This window comes from Enterobacter cloacae complex sp. 394I7 (assembly GCF_057320345.1).
The window spans coordinates 716023-731449 of record NZ_JBXWCR010000001.1 but is presented as its reverse complement, the minus strand read 5'-3'; the positions used below and the strand labels follow the sequence as shown (position 1 = coordinate 731449).

Here is a 15427-nt window from a genome sequence, read left to right as displayed (position 1 = left end):
CGAATTATGGAATTATCCTCACTGACCGCCGTATCCCCTGTAGATGGACGCTACGGCGATAAAGTCAGCGCGCTGCGCGGGATCTTCAGCGAATATGGTTTGCTGAAGTTCCGTGTTCAGGTTGAAGTACGCTGGCTGCAAAAGCTGGCCGCCCAGGCAGCAATCAAGGAAGTTCCTGCTTTTGACGCCCAGGCAAACGATTACCTCGATAAAATCGTTGCTGACTTCAACGAAGACGATGCTGCGCGCATTAAAACTATTGAGCGCACCACCAACCATGACGTAAAAGCGGTTGAGTATTTCCTGAAAGAGAAAGTGGCAAGCGTGCCTGCGCTGCATGCCGTGTCTGAATTCATTCACTTCGCTTGCACCTCAGAAGACATTAACAACCTGTCTCATGCACTGATGCTCTCCACCGCACGTAAAGACGTGGTGCTGCCTTACTGGCGTAAAATCATCGACGCGGTAAAAGCACTGTCTGTCGAATATCGTGATATTCCGCTGCTGTCCCGTACCCACGGTCAGCCGGCCACTCCCTCCACGATGGGTAAAGAGATGGCAAACGTGGCGCACCGTATGGAACGTCAGTATCGTCAGCTGGAGCAGGTCGAGATTCTGGGTAAAATCAACGGTGCGGTAGGTAACTACAACGCCCACATCGCCGCCTACCCGGAAGTGGACTGGCATCAGTTCAGCGAAGCGTTCGTGACCTCTCTGGGCATTCAGTGGAACCCGTACACCACCCAGATTGAGCCGCACGACTATATCGCGGAACTGTTTGACTGCATCGCTCGCTTCAACACCATTCTGATCGATTTCGATCGTGACGTGTGGGGTTACATCGCGCTGAACCACTTCAAACAGAAGACCATCGCCGGTGAAATTGGCTCCTCAACCATGCCGCACAAAGTCAACCCAATCGACTTCGAAAACTCCGAAGGCAACCTGGGTCTGGCGAATGCGGTGCTGCAGCACATGGCGAGCAAACTGCCGGTTTCCCGCTGGCAGCGCGACCTGACTGACTCCACCGTGCTGCGTAACCTGGGCGTGGGTATCGGCTACGCGCTGATCGCGTATCAGTCCACCCTGAAAGGTGTAAGCAAACTGGAAGTGAACCGCGACCGTCTGCTGGACGAGCTGGATCACAACTGGGAAGTGCTGGCAGAGCCCATTCAGACCGTCATGCGTCGTTATGGCATTGAAAAACCATACGAGAAACTGAAAGAGCTGACGCGCGGCAAACGCGTAGACGCCGAAGGCATGAAACAGTTTATCGACAGTCTGGAACTGCCAGAAGACGAGAAAACCCGCCTGAAAGCGATGACCCCGGCAAACTATATCGGCCGTGCCATCACCATGGTTGACGAGCTGAAGTAACATTCCTTCCCCCTTTCCGCCTGGAAAGGGGGCTGCTTTTCCCCGGTTTACTTAATGTTTATCCCCACAACAACATAATCAGCGTTAAACTATTCATACCATTCATATAGGGAGAAAAGATGATGCGCGTACTGGTTGTTGAGGATAACGCATTGCTACGCCATCACCTGAAGGTTCAGCTTCAGGAGATGGGACATCAGGTGGACGATGCCGAAGATGCAAAAGAAGCCGATTATTATCTCAATGAGCACCTGCCGGACATCGCCATCGTCGATCTCGGATTGCCTGATGAAGACGGTTTGTCGTTGATTCGTCGCTGGCGCAGCCATGATGTCTCCCTTCCGGTTCTGGTGTTGACCGCACGTGAAGGCTGGCAGGACAAGGTTGAAGTGCTCAGCGCGGGCGCGGATGATTACGTCACCAAGCCGTTTCACATCGAAGAAGTGGCGGCACGCATGCAGGCACTGCTACGCCGCAACAGCGGCCTGGCCTCCCAGGTGATTTCGATTCCCCCTTTCCAGGTTGATCTCTCCCGTCGTGAATTCTCGATCAATAATGAAGTCATTAAGCTGACCGCGTTTGAATACACCATCATGGAAACGTTAATCCGCAACAGCGGCAAAGTGGTGAGCAAAGACTCCTTAATGCTTCAGCTTTATCCGGATGCCGAGCTGCGTGAGAGCCACACGATTGATGTGTTGATGGGACGTCTGCGCAAGAAAATTCAGGCGGAGTACCCGCAGGACGTGATCACGACCGTCCGTGGTCAGGGTTATCTGTTCGAAATACGCTAAATGAAAGGGATCTTGCGTCATATTCTGCCCCTCTCGCTGCGGGTTCGCTTTTTACTGGCAACGGCCGCCGTCGTGCTGGTGTTATCCCTCTCCTACGGCATGGTGGCTCTGGTGGGCTACAGCGTCAGTTTTGATAAAACAACTTTTCGACTGTTGCGTGGTGAAAGCAACCTGTTTTATACCCTGGCGAAATGGGAAAACAACACGATCACCGTCGAAATGCCGGAAAACCTTAACCAGCAAAGCCCGACGCTGGCCCTGATTTATAACGAAAAGGGAAAACTACTTTGGGCACAACGCGATATCCCATGGCTGGTTAAAAGTATTCGTCCGGAATGGCTTAAGACCAATGGTTTCCACGAACTTGAAGCCGATCTGAACACCACCAGCTCGCTGCTGCGCGAGGACCGGTCCCTGCAGCAAAAGCTGAATGAGATTCGCGCAGACGATGCCGAAACAGAAATGACGCACTCCGTGGCGATTAACCTCTACCCGGCCACGATGAACATGCCGCAGTTAACCATCGTGGTGGTCGATACCATCCCGGTCGAGCTTAAACGTTCTTATATGGTATGGAACTGGTTCGTCTATGTTCTGGCCGCGAATCTGCTGCTGGTGATCCCGCTGCTGTGGCTCGCCGCGTGGTGGAGTTTACGCCCCATCGAATCGCTGGCGAGAGAGGTGCGCGAGCTGGAAGAACATCATCGTGAGAAGCTCAACCCGGAGACTACCCGCGAGCTGACAAGCCTGGTGCGTAACCTCAACCGTCTGCTGAAAAGCGAACGTGAGCGCTATGATAAATACCGCACCACCCTCACCGACCTCACGCATAGCCTGAAAACGCCGCTGGCGGTGATGCAAAGTACCCTGCGTTCGATGCGCAGCTCAAAGCTGAGCGTTGATGACGCCGAGCCGGTGATGCTGGAACAGATCAGCCGTATTTCTCAGCAAATTGGTTACTATCTGCACCGTGCCAGCATGCGTTCCGGCAGCGCGTTATTGAGCCGCGAACTGCATCCTGTGGCACCGCTTCTGGATAACCTCACCTCCGCGCTTAACAAGGTTTACCAGCGCAAAGGAGTCAATATCAGCCTCGATATCTCTCCCGAAATCAGCTTTGTTGGTGAAAAAAATGATTTCATGGAAGTGATGGGCAATCTGCTGGATAACGCCTGTAAATATTGCCTGGAATTCGTGGAAGTTTCCGCGCGTCAGACGGATAACGAATTGCATATTATCGTTGAGGATGATGGCCCGGGGATCCCGCGCAATAAACGTGATGTGGTATTCGACCGCGGTCAGCGTGCGGATACGTTGCGCCCCGGCCAGGGGGTTGGGTTAGCGGTGGCACGCGAAATCGTCGACCAGTACGACGGAAAAATTGAAACCGAAGACAGTTTACTCGGAGGCGCCAGAATGGAGGTCATTTTCGGTCGCCAGCAGCCCACATCGAACGATAGTTAACCCGTTATGTGAAAAATGCGAGGATCTCGCACCCAGGCTCCTGTGCTTCCGTTATAATCCGAGTCAGTAAGAGCCTGCGGAATAAAAAAATATGGATTATCACTTAACACTTAACTGGCCCGAATTTATTGAACGTTACTGGCAGAAACGCCCGGTCGTTCTTAAACGCGGGTTCAGCAATTTTGTCGATCCCCTCTCCCCTGACGAACTGGCCGGCCTGGCCATGGAGAGCGAAGTCGACAGCCGCCTGGTAAGCCACCAGGACGGGAAATGGCAGGTCAGCCACGGTCCTTTCGAAAGCTACGATCACCTCGGTGAAAACAACTGGTCATTACTGGTTCAGGCGGTTAACCACTGGCATGAACCGACTGCGGCGTTAATGCGTCCGTTCCGCGCCCTGCCCGACTGGCGAATGGACGATCTGATGATCTCCTTCTCCGTGCCAGGAGGGGGCGTTGGTCCGCATCTGGACCAGTACGACGTGTTCATCATTCAGGGAACAGGCCGCCGCCGCTGGCGCGTGGGCGACAAAGTGCCGATGAAACAGCACTGCCCGCATCCGGACCTGCTTCAGGTCGATCCGTTTGAAGGGATTATCGATGAAGAGCTGGAGCCGGGTGATATTCTCTATATCCCACCAGGGTTCCCGCACGAAGGGTATTCGCTGGAAAACTCGCTGAACTACTCCGTCGGATTCCGCGCACCAAGCGGTCGCGAAATGATCAGTGGCTTTGCTGACTACGTGCTGCAGCGTGAACTGGGCAGCCATCGTTACAGCGATCCGGATGTGCCTGCACGCGAGCACCCGGCCGATATTGTGCCAGCCGAACTGGACAAGCTTCGCGGCATGATGCTGGATTTGATCAATGAACCGGCGCATTTCAGCCAGTGGTTTGGTGAGTTTATCAGCCAGTCACGCCATGAGCTGGATGTGGCACCGCCAGAGCCGCCATACCAGGCCGACGAGATTTATGACGCACTGCAGCAGGGCGACAAACTGGTTCGTCTGGGCGGGTTGCGCGTACTGCGCATCGGTGAAGATGTTTTCGTTAACGGCGAGAAGCTGGACTCCCCTCACCGTCCGGCGCTGGAGGCTATTGCCAGCCACCTGACCTTAACGGCTGATACCTTTGGCGATGCGCTGGAAGATCCCTCTTTCCTCGCGATGCTCGCCGCGCTGGTGAACAGCGGGTACTGGTTCTTTGAGGACTAAACCGTAAAGAAAAGCGTGCCGGGGGGCGGCTTCGCCTGACCCGGCCTTTTTTTTGTCATTACCGCGCCGCGGTCAGCTCCGCAATTCGCACAATCACCTTCACCGCTTTTTCCATTCCTTCCAGCGTCACGAACTCGTGCTTGCCGTGATAGTTGTAGCCACCGGTAAACAGATTCGGGCAAGGCAGCCCCATGAACGACAGCTGCGAACCGTCTGTGCCGCCACGAATCGGTTTTAACAGCGGTTCAATATCACAGTCACGCATTGCCTGCTGCGCGATATCGAGGATATGCGGATGCGCCATCACTTTCTCGCGCATATTGTAGTAGCTGTCTTCAATAATAAGCTCGATATAGCAATCCGGATGCAGGCCCTTACCGACCTTTTTGGCTATCTCCATCATCTTACGTTTACGCGCTTCAAATGCTTTACGGTCAAAGTCGCGAATGATGTAGTGCATCTGCGCACTGTCTACGGTGCCTTTAATGCTGGTCAGGTGATAAAAACCTTCATAACCGTCGGTCTGTTCCGGGCTCTCTTCTGGCGGAACTTCCGCATGAATACGCGACGCCAGCGACAACGCATTCACCATGACCCCTTTGGCGGAGCCAGGATGAACGTTGTTTCCGACGATTTTGATTGTCACGGACGCGGCGTTGAAATTCTCGAACTCCAGTTCCCCTACGCCGCCACCGTCGACGGTATAGGCCCACTTTGCGTTAAAGGCATCTACGTCGAAGTGTTTTGCCCCCTTGCCGACCTCTTCATCCGGCGTAAAGGCGACACGGATATCCCCGTGCGGGATATTTTTCTCTTTCAGCACCGCCAGCGCCGTAATGATCTCGGCAATCCCCGCTTTGTCATCGGCACCCAGCAGCGTTTTGCCGTCGGTGGTGATGAGCGTCTGACCGAGCAGCTGGTGCAGCACCGGGAACATCACCGGCGACAGTACTTCGTCACCAATCCCCAGCGCAATGTCGCCGCCGCGGTAGTTTTCAACAATCTGCGGGTTGACATGTTTACCGCTAAAATCCGGAGAGGTGTCGACATGAGAGATAAAGCCAATCGCCGGGATATCACCGGAGACATTCGCAGGCAGCGTTCCCATCACAGTGCCTTTCTCGCTTAACGTGACGTTAACCAGCCCCATGGCGTCGAGCTGCTCTTTGAGCAGGTTTAATAACTTCCACTGGCCTTCGGTGCTTGGCACCTGGCGGACACCCGGTTTAGATTGGGTATCCAGCGAAACGTACTGTAAAAAACGCTCAAGTAATTTATCCATGCAGTCACCCTCACTTTTTGTGACAACATTATCAATAAGCATCAAAAGGCAAATATTGCGTCAGGTCACTTTTATCCCGCAAACGAGAATATTTTCCGTTTATATCGTATCCGTTAGTAAATGTAGCTTATGAATCAGTGACAAGGATTGGCGATTACAGTGGTTTGCCGTAGAATGTCCGCCCTCATTACGAGTCACCAAGGTGGTTACACACAAACCCCGCTTCGGTCTGCATCCCGGAGCGTCTATATGGGACAGCGCAAAAATTGAATACACAATCCCGTTCACGTTCACCGCTGGTGCAACTGGAACGAATTCGTAAAAGTTTTGATGGTAAAGATGTTATTTCCGGGCTCAACCTGACCATCAATGACGGTGAGTTCCTCACGCTGCTTGGCCCCTCTGGCTGCGGCAAGACAACCGTACTGCGCCTTATCGCCGGACTGGAAAACGTCGATAGCGGTCACATCCACCTTGAAAACCAGGATATCACCCAGGTCCCCGCCGAAGAGCGGCACGTGAATACCGTCTTTCAGAGCTATGCCCTGTTTCCGCACATGACCGTGTTCGAGAACGTCGCATTTGGCCTGCGGATGCAAAAAACACCGGCCAGCGAGATCCCTGTTCGCGTTACCGACGCGCTGCGCATGGTGCAGCTGGAAGAATTTGCCCAGCGTAAGCCACACCAGCTTTCCGGCGGCCAGCAGCAGCGCGTTGCTATCGCCCGCGCTGTGGTCAATAAACCGCGTCTGCTCCTGCTGGATGAGTCACTTTCCGCGCTGGACTACAAACTGCGCAAGCAGATGCAGAACGAGCTTAAAGCCCTGCAGCGCAAGCTCGGCATTACCTTTGTCTTCGTTACCCACGATCAGGAAGAGGCACTCACCATGTCGGACCGTATCGTGGTGATGCGTGACGGCAAAATCGAGCAGGACGGCACGCCACGTGAAATCTATGAAGAGCCGAAAAACCTGTTCGTGGCCAGCTTCATTGGGGAGATCAACATTTTCAACGCCACGGTGATTGAACGCCTGGACGAACAGCGCGTGCGGGCCAACGTAGAAGGCCGCGAGTGCAATATCACCGTGAATTTCGCCGTCGAAAAAGGGCAAAAGCTCAACGTCCTGCTGCGCCCGGAGGATCTGCGCGTTGAAGAGATCCACGGCAATACTGATGCCGAGGGCCTGATTGGCTATATCCGGGAGCGCAACTATAAAGGGATGACGCTGGAGTCTGTCGTCGAACTGGAAAACGGTAAGATGGTGATGGTCAGCGAGTTCTTTAATGAGGACGACCCTGATTTCGACCACTCCCTCGACCAGAAAATGGTTATCAACTGGGTAGAAAGCTGGGAGGTTGTACTGGCTGATGAAGAACACAAGTAAATTCCAGAATGTGGTGATTGCTACTATCGTCGGTTGGCTTGTGTTGTTTGTCTTCTTACCCAACCTGATGATCATCGCCACCAGCTTCCTGACCCGCGACGATACTGACTTCGTAAAGCTGGTCTTTACGCTGGACAACTACTCGCGTCTGCTCGATCCGCTCTATTTTGACGTGCTGTTGCACTCGCTTAATATGGCGCTGATCGCCACCGTTGCCTGCCTGGTGCTGGGCTATCCCTTTGCATGGTTTCTGGCACGTCTGCCGCAAAAAGTGCGTCCACTGCTGCTCTTTTTGCTGATCGTGCCTTTCTGGACCAACTCCCTGATCCGCATCTACGGGCTGAAAATTTTCCTCAGCACCAAAGGCTATCTGAACGAGTTCCTGTTGTGGCTGGGCGTGATTGATACGCCAGTGCGCATCATGTTTACGCCGGGTGCGGTCATTGTGGGTCTGGTCTATATCCTGCTGCCCTTTATGGTGATGCCGCTCTATTCCAGCATTGAGAAGCTGGATAAACCGCTGCTGGAAGCTGCGAGAGACCTGGGCGCCAGCAAACTGCAGACCTTTATCCGGATTATCATTCCGTTGACCATGCCTGGCATCATTGCAGGTTGTCTGCTGGTAATGCTGCCGGCAATGGGCTTGTTCTACGTGTCCGACCTGATGGGCGGCGCGAAAAACCTGCTTATCGGCAACGTGATTAAGAGTCAGTTCCTGAACATTCGCGACTGGCCGTTCGGTTCCGCTACCAGCATTACGCTCACGGTGGTGATGGGCCTGATGCTGTTGATCTACTGGCGTGCTTCACGATTACTGAATAAAAAGGTGGAACTCGAATGATCGGTCGACTGCTTCGCGGCGGTTTTATGACCGCCATCTATGCCTATCTTTATATTCCGATCATTATTTTGATCGTGAACTCGTTTAACAGCTCGCGTTTCGGCATCAACTGGCAAGGTTTCACTACCAACTGGTACAGCCTGCTGATGAACAACGACAGCCTGCTGCAGGCTGCTCAGCACTCCCTGACGATGGCGATTTTCTCCGCCACCTTCGCCACGCTGATTGGTTCGCTTACCGCCGTGGCGCTCTACCGCTATCGCTTCCGGGGTAAACCGTTCGTCAGCGGGATGCTGTTTGTGGTGATGATGTCGCCGGATATCGTCATGGCGATTTCGCTGCTGGTGCTGTTTATGCTGCTGGGCGTCCAGTTGGGCTTCTGGTCACTGCTGTTCTCCCACATCACTTTCTGCCTGCCGTTTGTGGTGGTCACCGTCTTCGCACGCCTGAAAGGGTTTGACGTGCGCATGCTGGAAGCCGCAAAAGATCTGGGTGCCAGTGAGATGACCATCCTGCGCAAAATCATCCTGCCGCTGGCGATGCCCGCCGTTGCTGCCGGATGGCTGCTGAGTTTTACCCTGTCGATGGACGATGTGGTGGTCTCCTCCTTCGTCACCGGCCCGAGTTATGAAATTCTGCCATTGAAGATCTATTCAATGGTGAAAGTCGGCGTCTCGCCCGAGGTGAACGCGCTGGCGACCATACTGTTAGTGTTCTCGCTGGTGCTGGTGATTGCCAGCCAGGTTATTGCTCGTGATAAAACAAAATCTCAGGGGACAATGAAATGAAAAAAATGCTTGCCGCTGCGGCACTGGTGCTCGGAATGGGTGCCGCGCACGCTGATGACAGCAAAACGCTCTATTTCTATAACTGGACCGAGTATGTGCCACCTGGCCTGCTGGAGCAGTTCACGAAAGAGACGGGCATCAAGGTTATCTATTCTACCTATGAGTCGAATGAAACCATGTACGCCAAGCTCAAAACTTACAAAGAAGGCGCGTACGATCTGGTCGTCCCGTCGACCTATTTCGTCGATAAAATGCGCAAAGAGGGCATGATTCAGAAGATCGATAAAACGAAGCTCACTCACTTCAACAATCTCGATCCGGAGATGCTCAATAAGCCGTTTGACCCGAATAATGACTACTCCATTCCTTACATCTGGGGCGCAACCGCCATTGGTGTCAACAGCGAGGCTATCGATCCGAAAACCGTTACAAGCTGGGCCGATCTGTGGAAACCGGAATACAAAGGCAGCCTGCTGTTAACCGACGACGCGCGCGAAGTGTTCCAGGTAGCGCTGCGTAAGCTCGGCTACTCAGGCAATACGACGGACCCGAAAGAGATTGAAACGGCCTATAACGAGCTGAAAAAGCTGATGCCTAACGTGGCGGCATTTAACTCTGATAACCCGGCAAACCCGTATATGGAAGGCGAAGTGAATCTGGGCATGGTGTGGAACGGCTCCGCGTATGTTGCCCGTCAGGCCGGTACGCCGCTGGAGGTAGTGTGGCCGAAAGAAGGCGGGATCTTCTGGATGGATAGCCTCTCTATTCCTGCAAACGCGAAGAACGTTGACGGTGCCCTGAAGCTGATTAACTTCCTGCTGCGCCCGGACGTCGCGAAACAAGTTGCGGAGACCATTGGTTATCCCACCCCGAACCTCGCTGCGCGCAAGCTGCTCAGCCCGGCCGTCGCGAACGACAAATCGCTCTATCCGGATGCGCAAACCATCAGTAAAGGCGAGTGGCAAAACGATGTCGGTGACGCAAGCCGCATCTATGAAGAGTATTACCAGAAATTAAAAGCGGGCCGGTAAGCGGCCAGGCTTTCTTCCTCACTCCGTCTTAGCGGAGTGAGGAACGATTAACTGACGGCGTTCTCCCCGGCCCAGATCGTGGCCTTCCTCATCGCCTCTACGATCTCTTCCTCTGCCAGCCCCAGCGCGTGACTTATTCTGCTTGCCTCATCCCACTGCTGCTGCTCGTAGTAATGGCAGAGGCGAACCATGTCCGCTAACTGCCCTTCCTGATGGCACAACGCATTACTCACGCTCTGCGGGACAGCAATTTGCGTCATCAGCTCTGCCATCGGCAGCTCAAGCAGGGTATCAAGCAGTGAGAACAGACCGCACATGAACGCATTCTCAGCCAGCATCGGCTCGTTCAGTTTCTCGGCAATCAGTTCACAGAATTTCCCGCGCATCATACTCATCGGGTAAAGCTCGGTGACGGTGTCGTTGGCTGCACTTGCCAGCACTACAACGGCTACAAACCTTCTGAGCTGATTTTCTCCAAGATACCTCAGCACTTCACTCAGGGTTAACTTGCTGAAATTACAGGCCCCCATGTGTTTAAAAGCGGTGTGCTTCATATAGCGCATGATTTTATAGGACAGCGTGAGGTCGCTTTTGATTAACGCCTCGATGATCCGAAAGTCAGGTTTATTGCGTCCTACTTCCATTTGCAGACGGAAAATTGCAAGCTGATTTTGCGATAGCCGTTTATATTTAATCACCTCCGGACGACAGAAAAAATATCCCTGAAAAAGAGAAAATCCGGCATCGCTGTATTGTTTGAATTCCTCTTTAGTCTCAATTTTTTCAGCCAGATATTTAATATGCCCGGTCAGGCTTTTATGCTCACTCAGGTAATTTTGAATTTGCGCTAAGGTGTAATTCTGGACATCGAATTTGATGATGGAAATATAGGGCAAGAAAACATCCCATTCCGGTGCGAGAGTGAAATCATCGAGCGCAAAGCAGTACCCGTGCTCATACATTTCTCTCACGGCCTGCAAAAGCGCCTCACCCGGGTCAGCATCCTCAAGGATCTCAATGACCACGTTGTTTTTGTCCAGCGCCTCAGCGCTGCGGTCAATGATCATCCGGGAAGGAAAATTGATAAACGACGTATGTTCTCCGGCGATGCGCTGGGACGGCACGGATAAGAACTGGTCTGATATCATTCTGGACGTGGCATATTCCGCCGACACATCGGGGAAACGGTTGGTCATTCCGTCTCTGAAAAGCAGCTCATAGGCCACGGTATTCATATCGAGGTTAAAAATGGGTTGTCTCGCGATAAATCCATACATATCCCATCCTCCTGAACGTCTTTATATTTATTAGCATCCCCTATCTGCACAACGATAACGAGCATTATCGAACACTAATTTGATTGAATGCACAAAATAAAAGCATCCACACTAATTAACGGGAATTAGCGATCAAAAATTTAAATTAAATATACCCGGTGCTCTACAGAAACATGGCGAAATATCCGATAAGTGATCTGTGCCTGCCCGACATGCACGTCATTACGGGAGTTGAGAATGAAAGACGCCATGGTCCGAAAACAAAAAATAAGAGTCAAGACGTTGATGCTATTGTCCATTTTCCTCACCGTGACGGTGGGCTTTACGGCAACGATCGGTTTTATGATGTGGCAGTGGATGGATCAGCAAGAAGTGCTGGCTAAAAAACACATCCGTCAGATTGCTGAAGTGCAGTCTTTGCAGGTCAGTAAACAGATGGATTCCGCCCTGACGGCCGCGCGTGACATGGGAAATAGCGCTCAGGCACTGCGCGACGCGGGCATCGCTGATCGACAGGGGCTCAACCAGCTGCTAATCCATTATCTCTCAGCGCACCCTCAGTTTCTTTCAATGTCGATGGCCTTTGAACCTGATGCCTTCGATGGCAACGATGCCACCTTTGCCGGTCAGAGCGGTGAAGATCCCGCCGGACGTTACGCCCGCTACGTTGACCGCGACGCCACAGGCAAACCGGCATTACATCTGCTGACGGACATCGAAACGCCCGGCAGCGGTGATTATTATCTGCTGCCGAAGCAACGGCAAAAAGATGTCATCATCGAACCCTATATTTATCCCTACAATGGGGTGGACGTAATGCTCACCTCGATTGCCGCCCCCATCATGCGTGAGGGTCAGTTCCTGGGGTCCGTCACATCGGATTTCTCACTCGCTACCCTGCAATCGATGATCGGGGCGATTAAACCGTGGAACGGTACAGGCTACGCCCTGCTTCTGTCGGCGGGCAACAACGTGGTTTCCAGCCCGGATAAACGTGCCGTAGGCAAGCCTTACACTGGAACCGTCACAGGGGATGAGGTGATACGCACAAACGATCCTCAACTGAAGGAAGAGGCGTTTATCACCTGGCAGGCGATTACCATCGGCAACAGTCAGACGCCCTGGAAGCTGGCTATTGTCACCCCGGTCAGCGAAGTGATGGCCGAGGCAAGACAATTTTTACTGAAAGCCATCCTCCTGATGGTGTTAAGCATTGTGGTTGTCAGCCTGGTCATGGCGCAAATCTTTACCCGTAAAGTGGACCGCCCGGTGGGGGGCGAACCGTCAGATGCCGCCGGGATCGCGCTGGCCGTGGCCGGAGGCGACCTGAACAACGCTATCCCGGTGCGTCCCGGGGATACCAGCAGTATTTTTTACGCCCTGCACACCATGCAGATGCAGCTCAAGCGCATCGTGGGTAACATCAGCGAAGCCAGCCACTCCGTTCACGGTGGCACCAGTGAAATTTCGGCAGGCAATCTCGATCTGGCCTCACGCACCGAAGAACAGGCAGCGGCGATTGTCGAAACCGCGGCCAGCATGGAAGAGATTTCGGTCACGGTGAAAAATAACGCCGACAATGCGCACAAAGCTACCACCCTTACCGATCGCGCCGCGACCCTTGCCGGACATGGCGAGACGCTGGTCAACGATGTCGTGGTGGTGATCGGGGAAATTGACGAAAGCGCCCGTAAGATTGGAGAGATCAACAGCATTGTGGACGGTATCGCCTTCCAGACCAATATTCTGGCGCTAAATGCCGCCGTAGAAGCGGCGCGCGCGGGCGAACAGGGGCGCGGTTTTGCAGTGGTGGCGGGTGAAGTGCGCAACCTTGCCCAGCGAAGCGCCAACGCGGCAAAAGAGATCTCCCAGCTGATAGCCGAGTCTTCAGGCCGTGTCAGCAAAGGCGTTGAGCTGGTCAATGAAACCGGCGTCATGATGAAGCAGGTCATTGAGGCCGTGTCGCATGTGCATCTGGTGATTAACGATATTGTTCAGGCTCTGGATGAGCAGAATCGGGGAATTAGCCAGGTCAGCATTGCCGTCAATCAGATGGACAGCACGACCCAGCAAAACGCGTCCCTGGTACAACAGATCTCGGCAGCGGCCCTGTCACTGGACGAGCAGGCGAAATCGCTGGAGAAAACGCTGGCGTACTTTACGCCATAAACAAAAAAGGCACCCGCAGGACGGGTGCCTTTTCAGGCTATCGCGATTACAGCCCTTTCAGGAGCTTATCGACAAACTCCGGTACGACGGTACTGGCCAGGCCATAGTGCTTCTCTTCGAACTCGCTGCCCACCTGGCTCGGCTCAAGATTCAGCTCAACCGTATGCGCGCCGTGCAGCCGCGCTTCGTGAACAAAGCCGGCCGCCGGATAGACATGGCCAGACGTGCCAATGGCGATAAAGACATCCGCCATGGCCAGCGCGCTGTAGATGTCATCCATACCAAGCGGCATTTCACCAAACCAGACCACATGCGGGCGCAGGCGCGACGGAAACTGGCAGCAGTGGCACTTATCTTCAGGCAGCACGTCCTCTTTCCAGTCCAGCACCTGACCGCTCCAGGCGCAGCGAACTTTCAGCAGTTCACCGTGCATATGGATGATGTTTTTGTTACCGGCCCGTTCATGCAGATTGTCGATATTCTGCGTAACCAGTAAAAAACGATCGCCAAGCGCCTCTTCCAGCTTCGCCAGCGCCAGATGCGCCGGATTAGGCACAACCTCTGGCTGCTGCAGCTGACGACGGCGGGCGTTATAAAACGCCTGCACAAGATCCGGATCGCGGGCAAAGCCTTCCGGCGTCGCCACATCCTCAACACGGTGCTCTTCCCATAACCCGTCCGCAGCGCGGAAAGTACGAATACCTGACTCTGCGGAGATCCCCGCCCCGGTCAGCACCACCACTCTGGGTTTATCCATCGCTTCTGGCATCATTCTGTCTCTGAAAAAGATCCGCTGGCGCAAGCGCTCACGTAAGCGGCGTTTATTTTTGCGAAAACGGCTGAGTCGACCTAAGCGACGCGACAGCATAAAAACCTCGTAAACTAATCGGTGAGATGAAGGAATGCGGCTCCGCGCATCCCTCCTGCGTCCCCGTGTCGCGCACGTTCAATACGCGGCACGCGGGCAACCGGCAATAAATGTCGGGGCAAACGCCCGGACAGCTGTTCCGTTAACGCGCTAAAGTTTGAAAGCCCTCCCCCAATCACCAGCAGATCCGGGTCGACGATGGTGAGAATATTTCCCAGACACACCGCCAGCAGATCCAGATAGCGCTCAACGTGCTCTCGCGCCTGCGCATCCCCCTGCTCCCACAAGGTAATGATTTGAGGGGCTTCAAGTTTCTGATGATAGAAGTGTTCGTAAAGCCATGCAAACCCACGTCCGGAGAGGTAGTTCTCAATACAGCCATGCTGACCGCAACCGCAGCGGGTCAGCGGGAAGTCGCGCCCGACGACCGCCAGGGCATCAACCGGCAGGCGGATATGGCCGAACTCTCCCGTAATGTAACTGCGCCCGGTAATCGGCTTACCGTTGATGACGATCCCTCCCCCTACGCCCGTGCCGAGGATCAGCCCCATCACCAGCGGATAGCGCTGAAACTCATCGTCCCAGGCTTCGGAGAGTGCAAAACAGTTGGCATCATTATCTAAACGCACGTCGCGTTCAAGCAGAGCGGAGAGATCGGCGCGCAGCGGTTTACCGCTGGCAGCAGGAACGTTGGCCGCATACAGCGTACCATCGTCAGTTTCGGGCATTCCCGGAATACCAATGCCGACGCTGCCTTTCACGCCAAAACGTGAATCAGCTTGCGCCACCAGCGCGGCAATGGCAGTTAAAAATTCATCATAGCTTTCGCGTGGTGTGGGAACGCGGGTTTCCCACTGCAGTTTGAGGTTTTTATCAAACACGCCCAGCGCAATTTTGGTGCCGCCAATATCAAATCCATAATACATCACGCATTCCTC

At 53.8% G+C, this 15427-nt stretch carries 13 protein-coding genes; 9 read left to right on the top strand and 4 right to left on the bottom strand.

The window, feature by feature from the left end; genetic code table 11:
* Positions 1 to 6: 6 nt before the first annotated feature.
* The 4 genes from purB (at position 7) to AC2FAP_RS03505 (ending at position 4848) form a co-directional block, all read left to right on the top strand.
* Positions 7 to 1377: an adenylosuccinate lyase gene (gene purB / locus AC2FAP_RS03520; RefSeq protein ID WP_449541560.1), complete on the top strand. Its 1371-nt coding sequence runs from the start codon at positions 7 to 9 to the stop codon at positions 1375 to 1377.
* A gap of 122 nt (positions 1378 to 1499) precedes the next feature.
* The gene (phoP, locus tag AC2FAP_RS03515) at positions 1500 to 2171 is read left to right on the top strand and encodes a two-component system response regulator PhoP (protein ID WP_032670531.1); all 672 of its coding nucleotides are present in this window, start codon (positions 1500 to 1502) and stop codon (positions 2169 to 2171) included.
* Positions 2172 to 3635 carry a two-component system sensor histidine kinase PhoQ gene (phoQ, locus tag AC2FAP_RS03510; protein ID WP_032681238.1) on the top strand — a complete coding sequence of 488 codons (1464 nt, stop codon included), beginning with the start codon at positions 2172 to 2174 and terminating at the stop codon, positions 3633 to 3635.
* Between the two features lie 91 nt (positions 3636 to 3726).
* Positions 3727 to 4848, top strand: a complete 1122-nt coding sequence (locus AC2FAP_RS03505; RefSeq protein WP_032677894.1) for a ribosomal protein uL16 3-hydroxylase — start codon at positions 3727 to 3729, stop codon at positions 4846 to 4848.
* 58 nt (positions 4849 to 4906) lie between these two features.
* Here AC2FAP_RS03505 and pepT read toward each other — a convergent pair whose 3' ends face one another.
* Positions 4907 to 6130: a peptidase T gene (gene pepT / locus AC2FAP_RS03500; protein WP_410384040.1), complete on the bottom strand. Its 1224-nt coding sequence runs from the start codon at positions 6128 to 6130 to the stop codon at positions 4907 to 4909.
* A 233-nt stretch (positions 6131 to 6363) separates the two neighbouring features.
* Between pepT and potA the strand changes: the two genes are divergently transcribed.
* Genes potA through potD form a run of 4 tightly spaced genes read left to right on the top strand, consistent with a single transcriptional unit; the run spans position 6364 to position 10175 of the window.
* Positions 6364 to 7515, top strand: a complete 1152-nt coding sequence (gene potA, locus AC2FAP_RS03495) for a spermidine/putrescine ABC transporter ATP-binding protein PotA (RefSeq protein WP_449541777.1) — start codon at positions 6364 to 6366, stop codon at positions 7513 to 7515.
* The gene (potB, locus tag AC2FAP_RS03490) at positions 7499 to 8356 is read left to right on the top strand and encodes a spermidine/putrescine ABC transporter permease PotB (protein ID WP_020884651.1); all 858 of its coding nucleotides are present in this window, start codon (positions 7499 to 7501) and stop codon (positions 8354 to 8356) included. Before potA ends, potB begins: the two co-directional genes overlap by 17 nt.
* Positions 8353 to 9144: a spermidine/putrescine ABC transporter permease PotC gene (gene potC, locus AC2FAP_RS03485; RefSeq protein WP_014169603.1), complete on the top strand. Its 792-nt coding sequence runs from the start codon at positions 8353 to 8355 to the stop codon at positions 9142 to 9144. The genes potB and potC overlap by 4 nt, the downstream gene beginning before the upstream one ends.
* Positions 9141 to 10175: a spermidine/putrescine ABC transporter substrate-binding protein PotD gene (gene potD / locus AC2FAP_RS03480; protein ID WP_410384039.1), complete on the top strand. Its 1035-nt coding sequence runs from the start codon at positions 9141 to 9143 to the stop codon at positions 10173 to 10175. The genes potC and potD overlap by 4 nt, the downstream gene beginning before the upstream one ends.
* Positions 10176 to 10222: 47 nt before the next feature.
* On the opposite strand, the gene AC2FAP_RS03475 is transcribed toward potD, so the two are convergent.
* Entirely contained in the window at positions 10223 to 11452 is a 1230-nt protein-coding gene (locus AC2FAP_RS03475; protein ID WP_047955370.1) for an EAL and HDOD domain-containing protein, read from the bottom strand.
* A gap of 237 nt (positions 11453 to 11689) precedes the next feature.
* Between AC2FAP_RS03475 and AC2FAP_RS03470 the strand changes: the two genes are divergently transcribed.
* Complete coding sequence (locus AC2FAP_RS03470; RefSeq protein ID WP_032681242.1) at positions 11690 to 13621, top strand: methyl-accepting chemotaxis protein; 1932 nt, start codon at positions 11690 to 11692, stop codon at positions 13619 to 13621.
* A 46-nt stretch (positions 13622 to 13667) separates the two neighbouring features.
* Here AC2FAP_RS03470 and cobB read toward each other — a convergent pair whose 3' ends face one another.
* Both cobB and nagK read right to left on the bottom strand, forming a co-directional pair.
* Positions 13668 to 14489, bottom strand: a complete 822-nt coding sequence (gene cobB, locus AC2FAP_RS03465) for a Sir2 family NAD+-dependent deacetylase (protein ID WP_014169599.1) — start codon at positions 14487 to 14489, stop codon at positions 13668 to 13670.
* Between the two features lie 14 nt (positions 14490 to 14503).
* Complete coding sequence (nagK, locus tag AC2FAP_RS03460) at positions 14504 to 15415, bottom strand: N-acetylglucosamine kinase (protein ID WP_025204444.1); 912 nt, start codon at positions 15413 to 15415, stop codon at positions 14504 to 14506.
* Between the last annotated feature and the right edge of the window lie 12 nt (positions 15416 to 15427).

Excerpts from the sequence above, each read along its gene's own strand:
- AC2FAP_RS03475 (WP_047955370.1), bottom strand. The coding sequence starts at position 11,452 with ATGTATGGATTTATCGCGAGACAACCCATTTTTAACCTCGATATGAAT.
- AC2FAP_RS03470 (WP_032681242.1), top strand. The coding sequence starts at position 11,690 with ATGAAAGACGCCATGGTCCGAAAACAAAAAATAAGAGTCAAGACGTTG.
- potD (WP_410384039.1), top strand. The coding sequence starts at position 9,141 with ATGAAAAAAATGCTTGCCGCTGCGGCACTGGTGCTCGGAATGGGTGCC.
- potB (WP_020884651.1), top strand. The coding sequence starts at position 7,499 with ATGAAGAACACAAGTAAATTCCAGAATGTGGTGATTGCTACTATCGTC.
- phoQ (WP_032681238.1), top strand. The coding sequence starts at position 2,172 with ATGAAAGGGATCTTGCGTCATATTCTGCCCCTCTCGCTGCGGGTTCGC.
- nagK (WP_025204444.1), bottom strand. The coding sequence starts at position 15,415 with ATGTATTATGGATTTGATATTGGCGGCACCAAAATTGCGCTGGGCGTG.
- phoP (WP_032670531.1), top strand. The coding sequence starts at position 1,500 with ATGCGCGTACTGGTTGTTGAGGATAACGCATTGCTACGCCATCACCTG.
- purB (WP_449541560.1), top strand. The coding sequence starts at position 7 with ATGGAATTATCCTCACTGACCGCCGTATCCCCTGTAGATGGACGCTAC.
- AC2FAP_RS03505 (WP_032677894.1), top strand. The coding sequence starts at position 3,727 with ATGGATTATCACTTAACACTTAACTGGCCCGAATTTATTGAACGTTAC.
- potC (WP_014169603.1), top strand. The coding sequence starts at position 8,353 with ATGATCGGTCGACTGCTTCGCGGCGGTTTTATGACCGCCATCTATGCC.
- cobB (WP_014169599.1), bottom strand. The coding sequence starts at position 14,489 with ATGCTGTCGCGTCGCTTAGGTCGACTCAGCCGTTTTCGCAAAAATAAA.
- pepT (WP_410384040.1), bottom strand. The coding sequence starts at position 6,130 with ATGGATAAATTACTTGAGCGTTTTTTACAGTACGTTTCGCTGGATACC.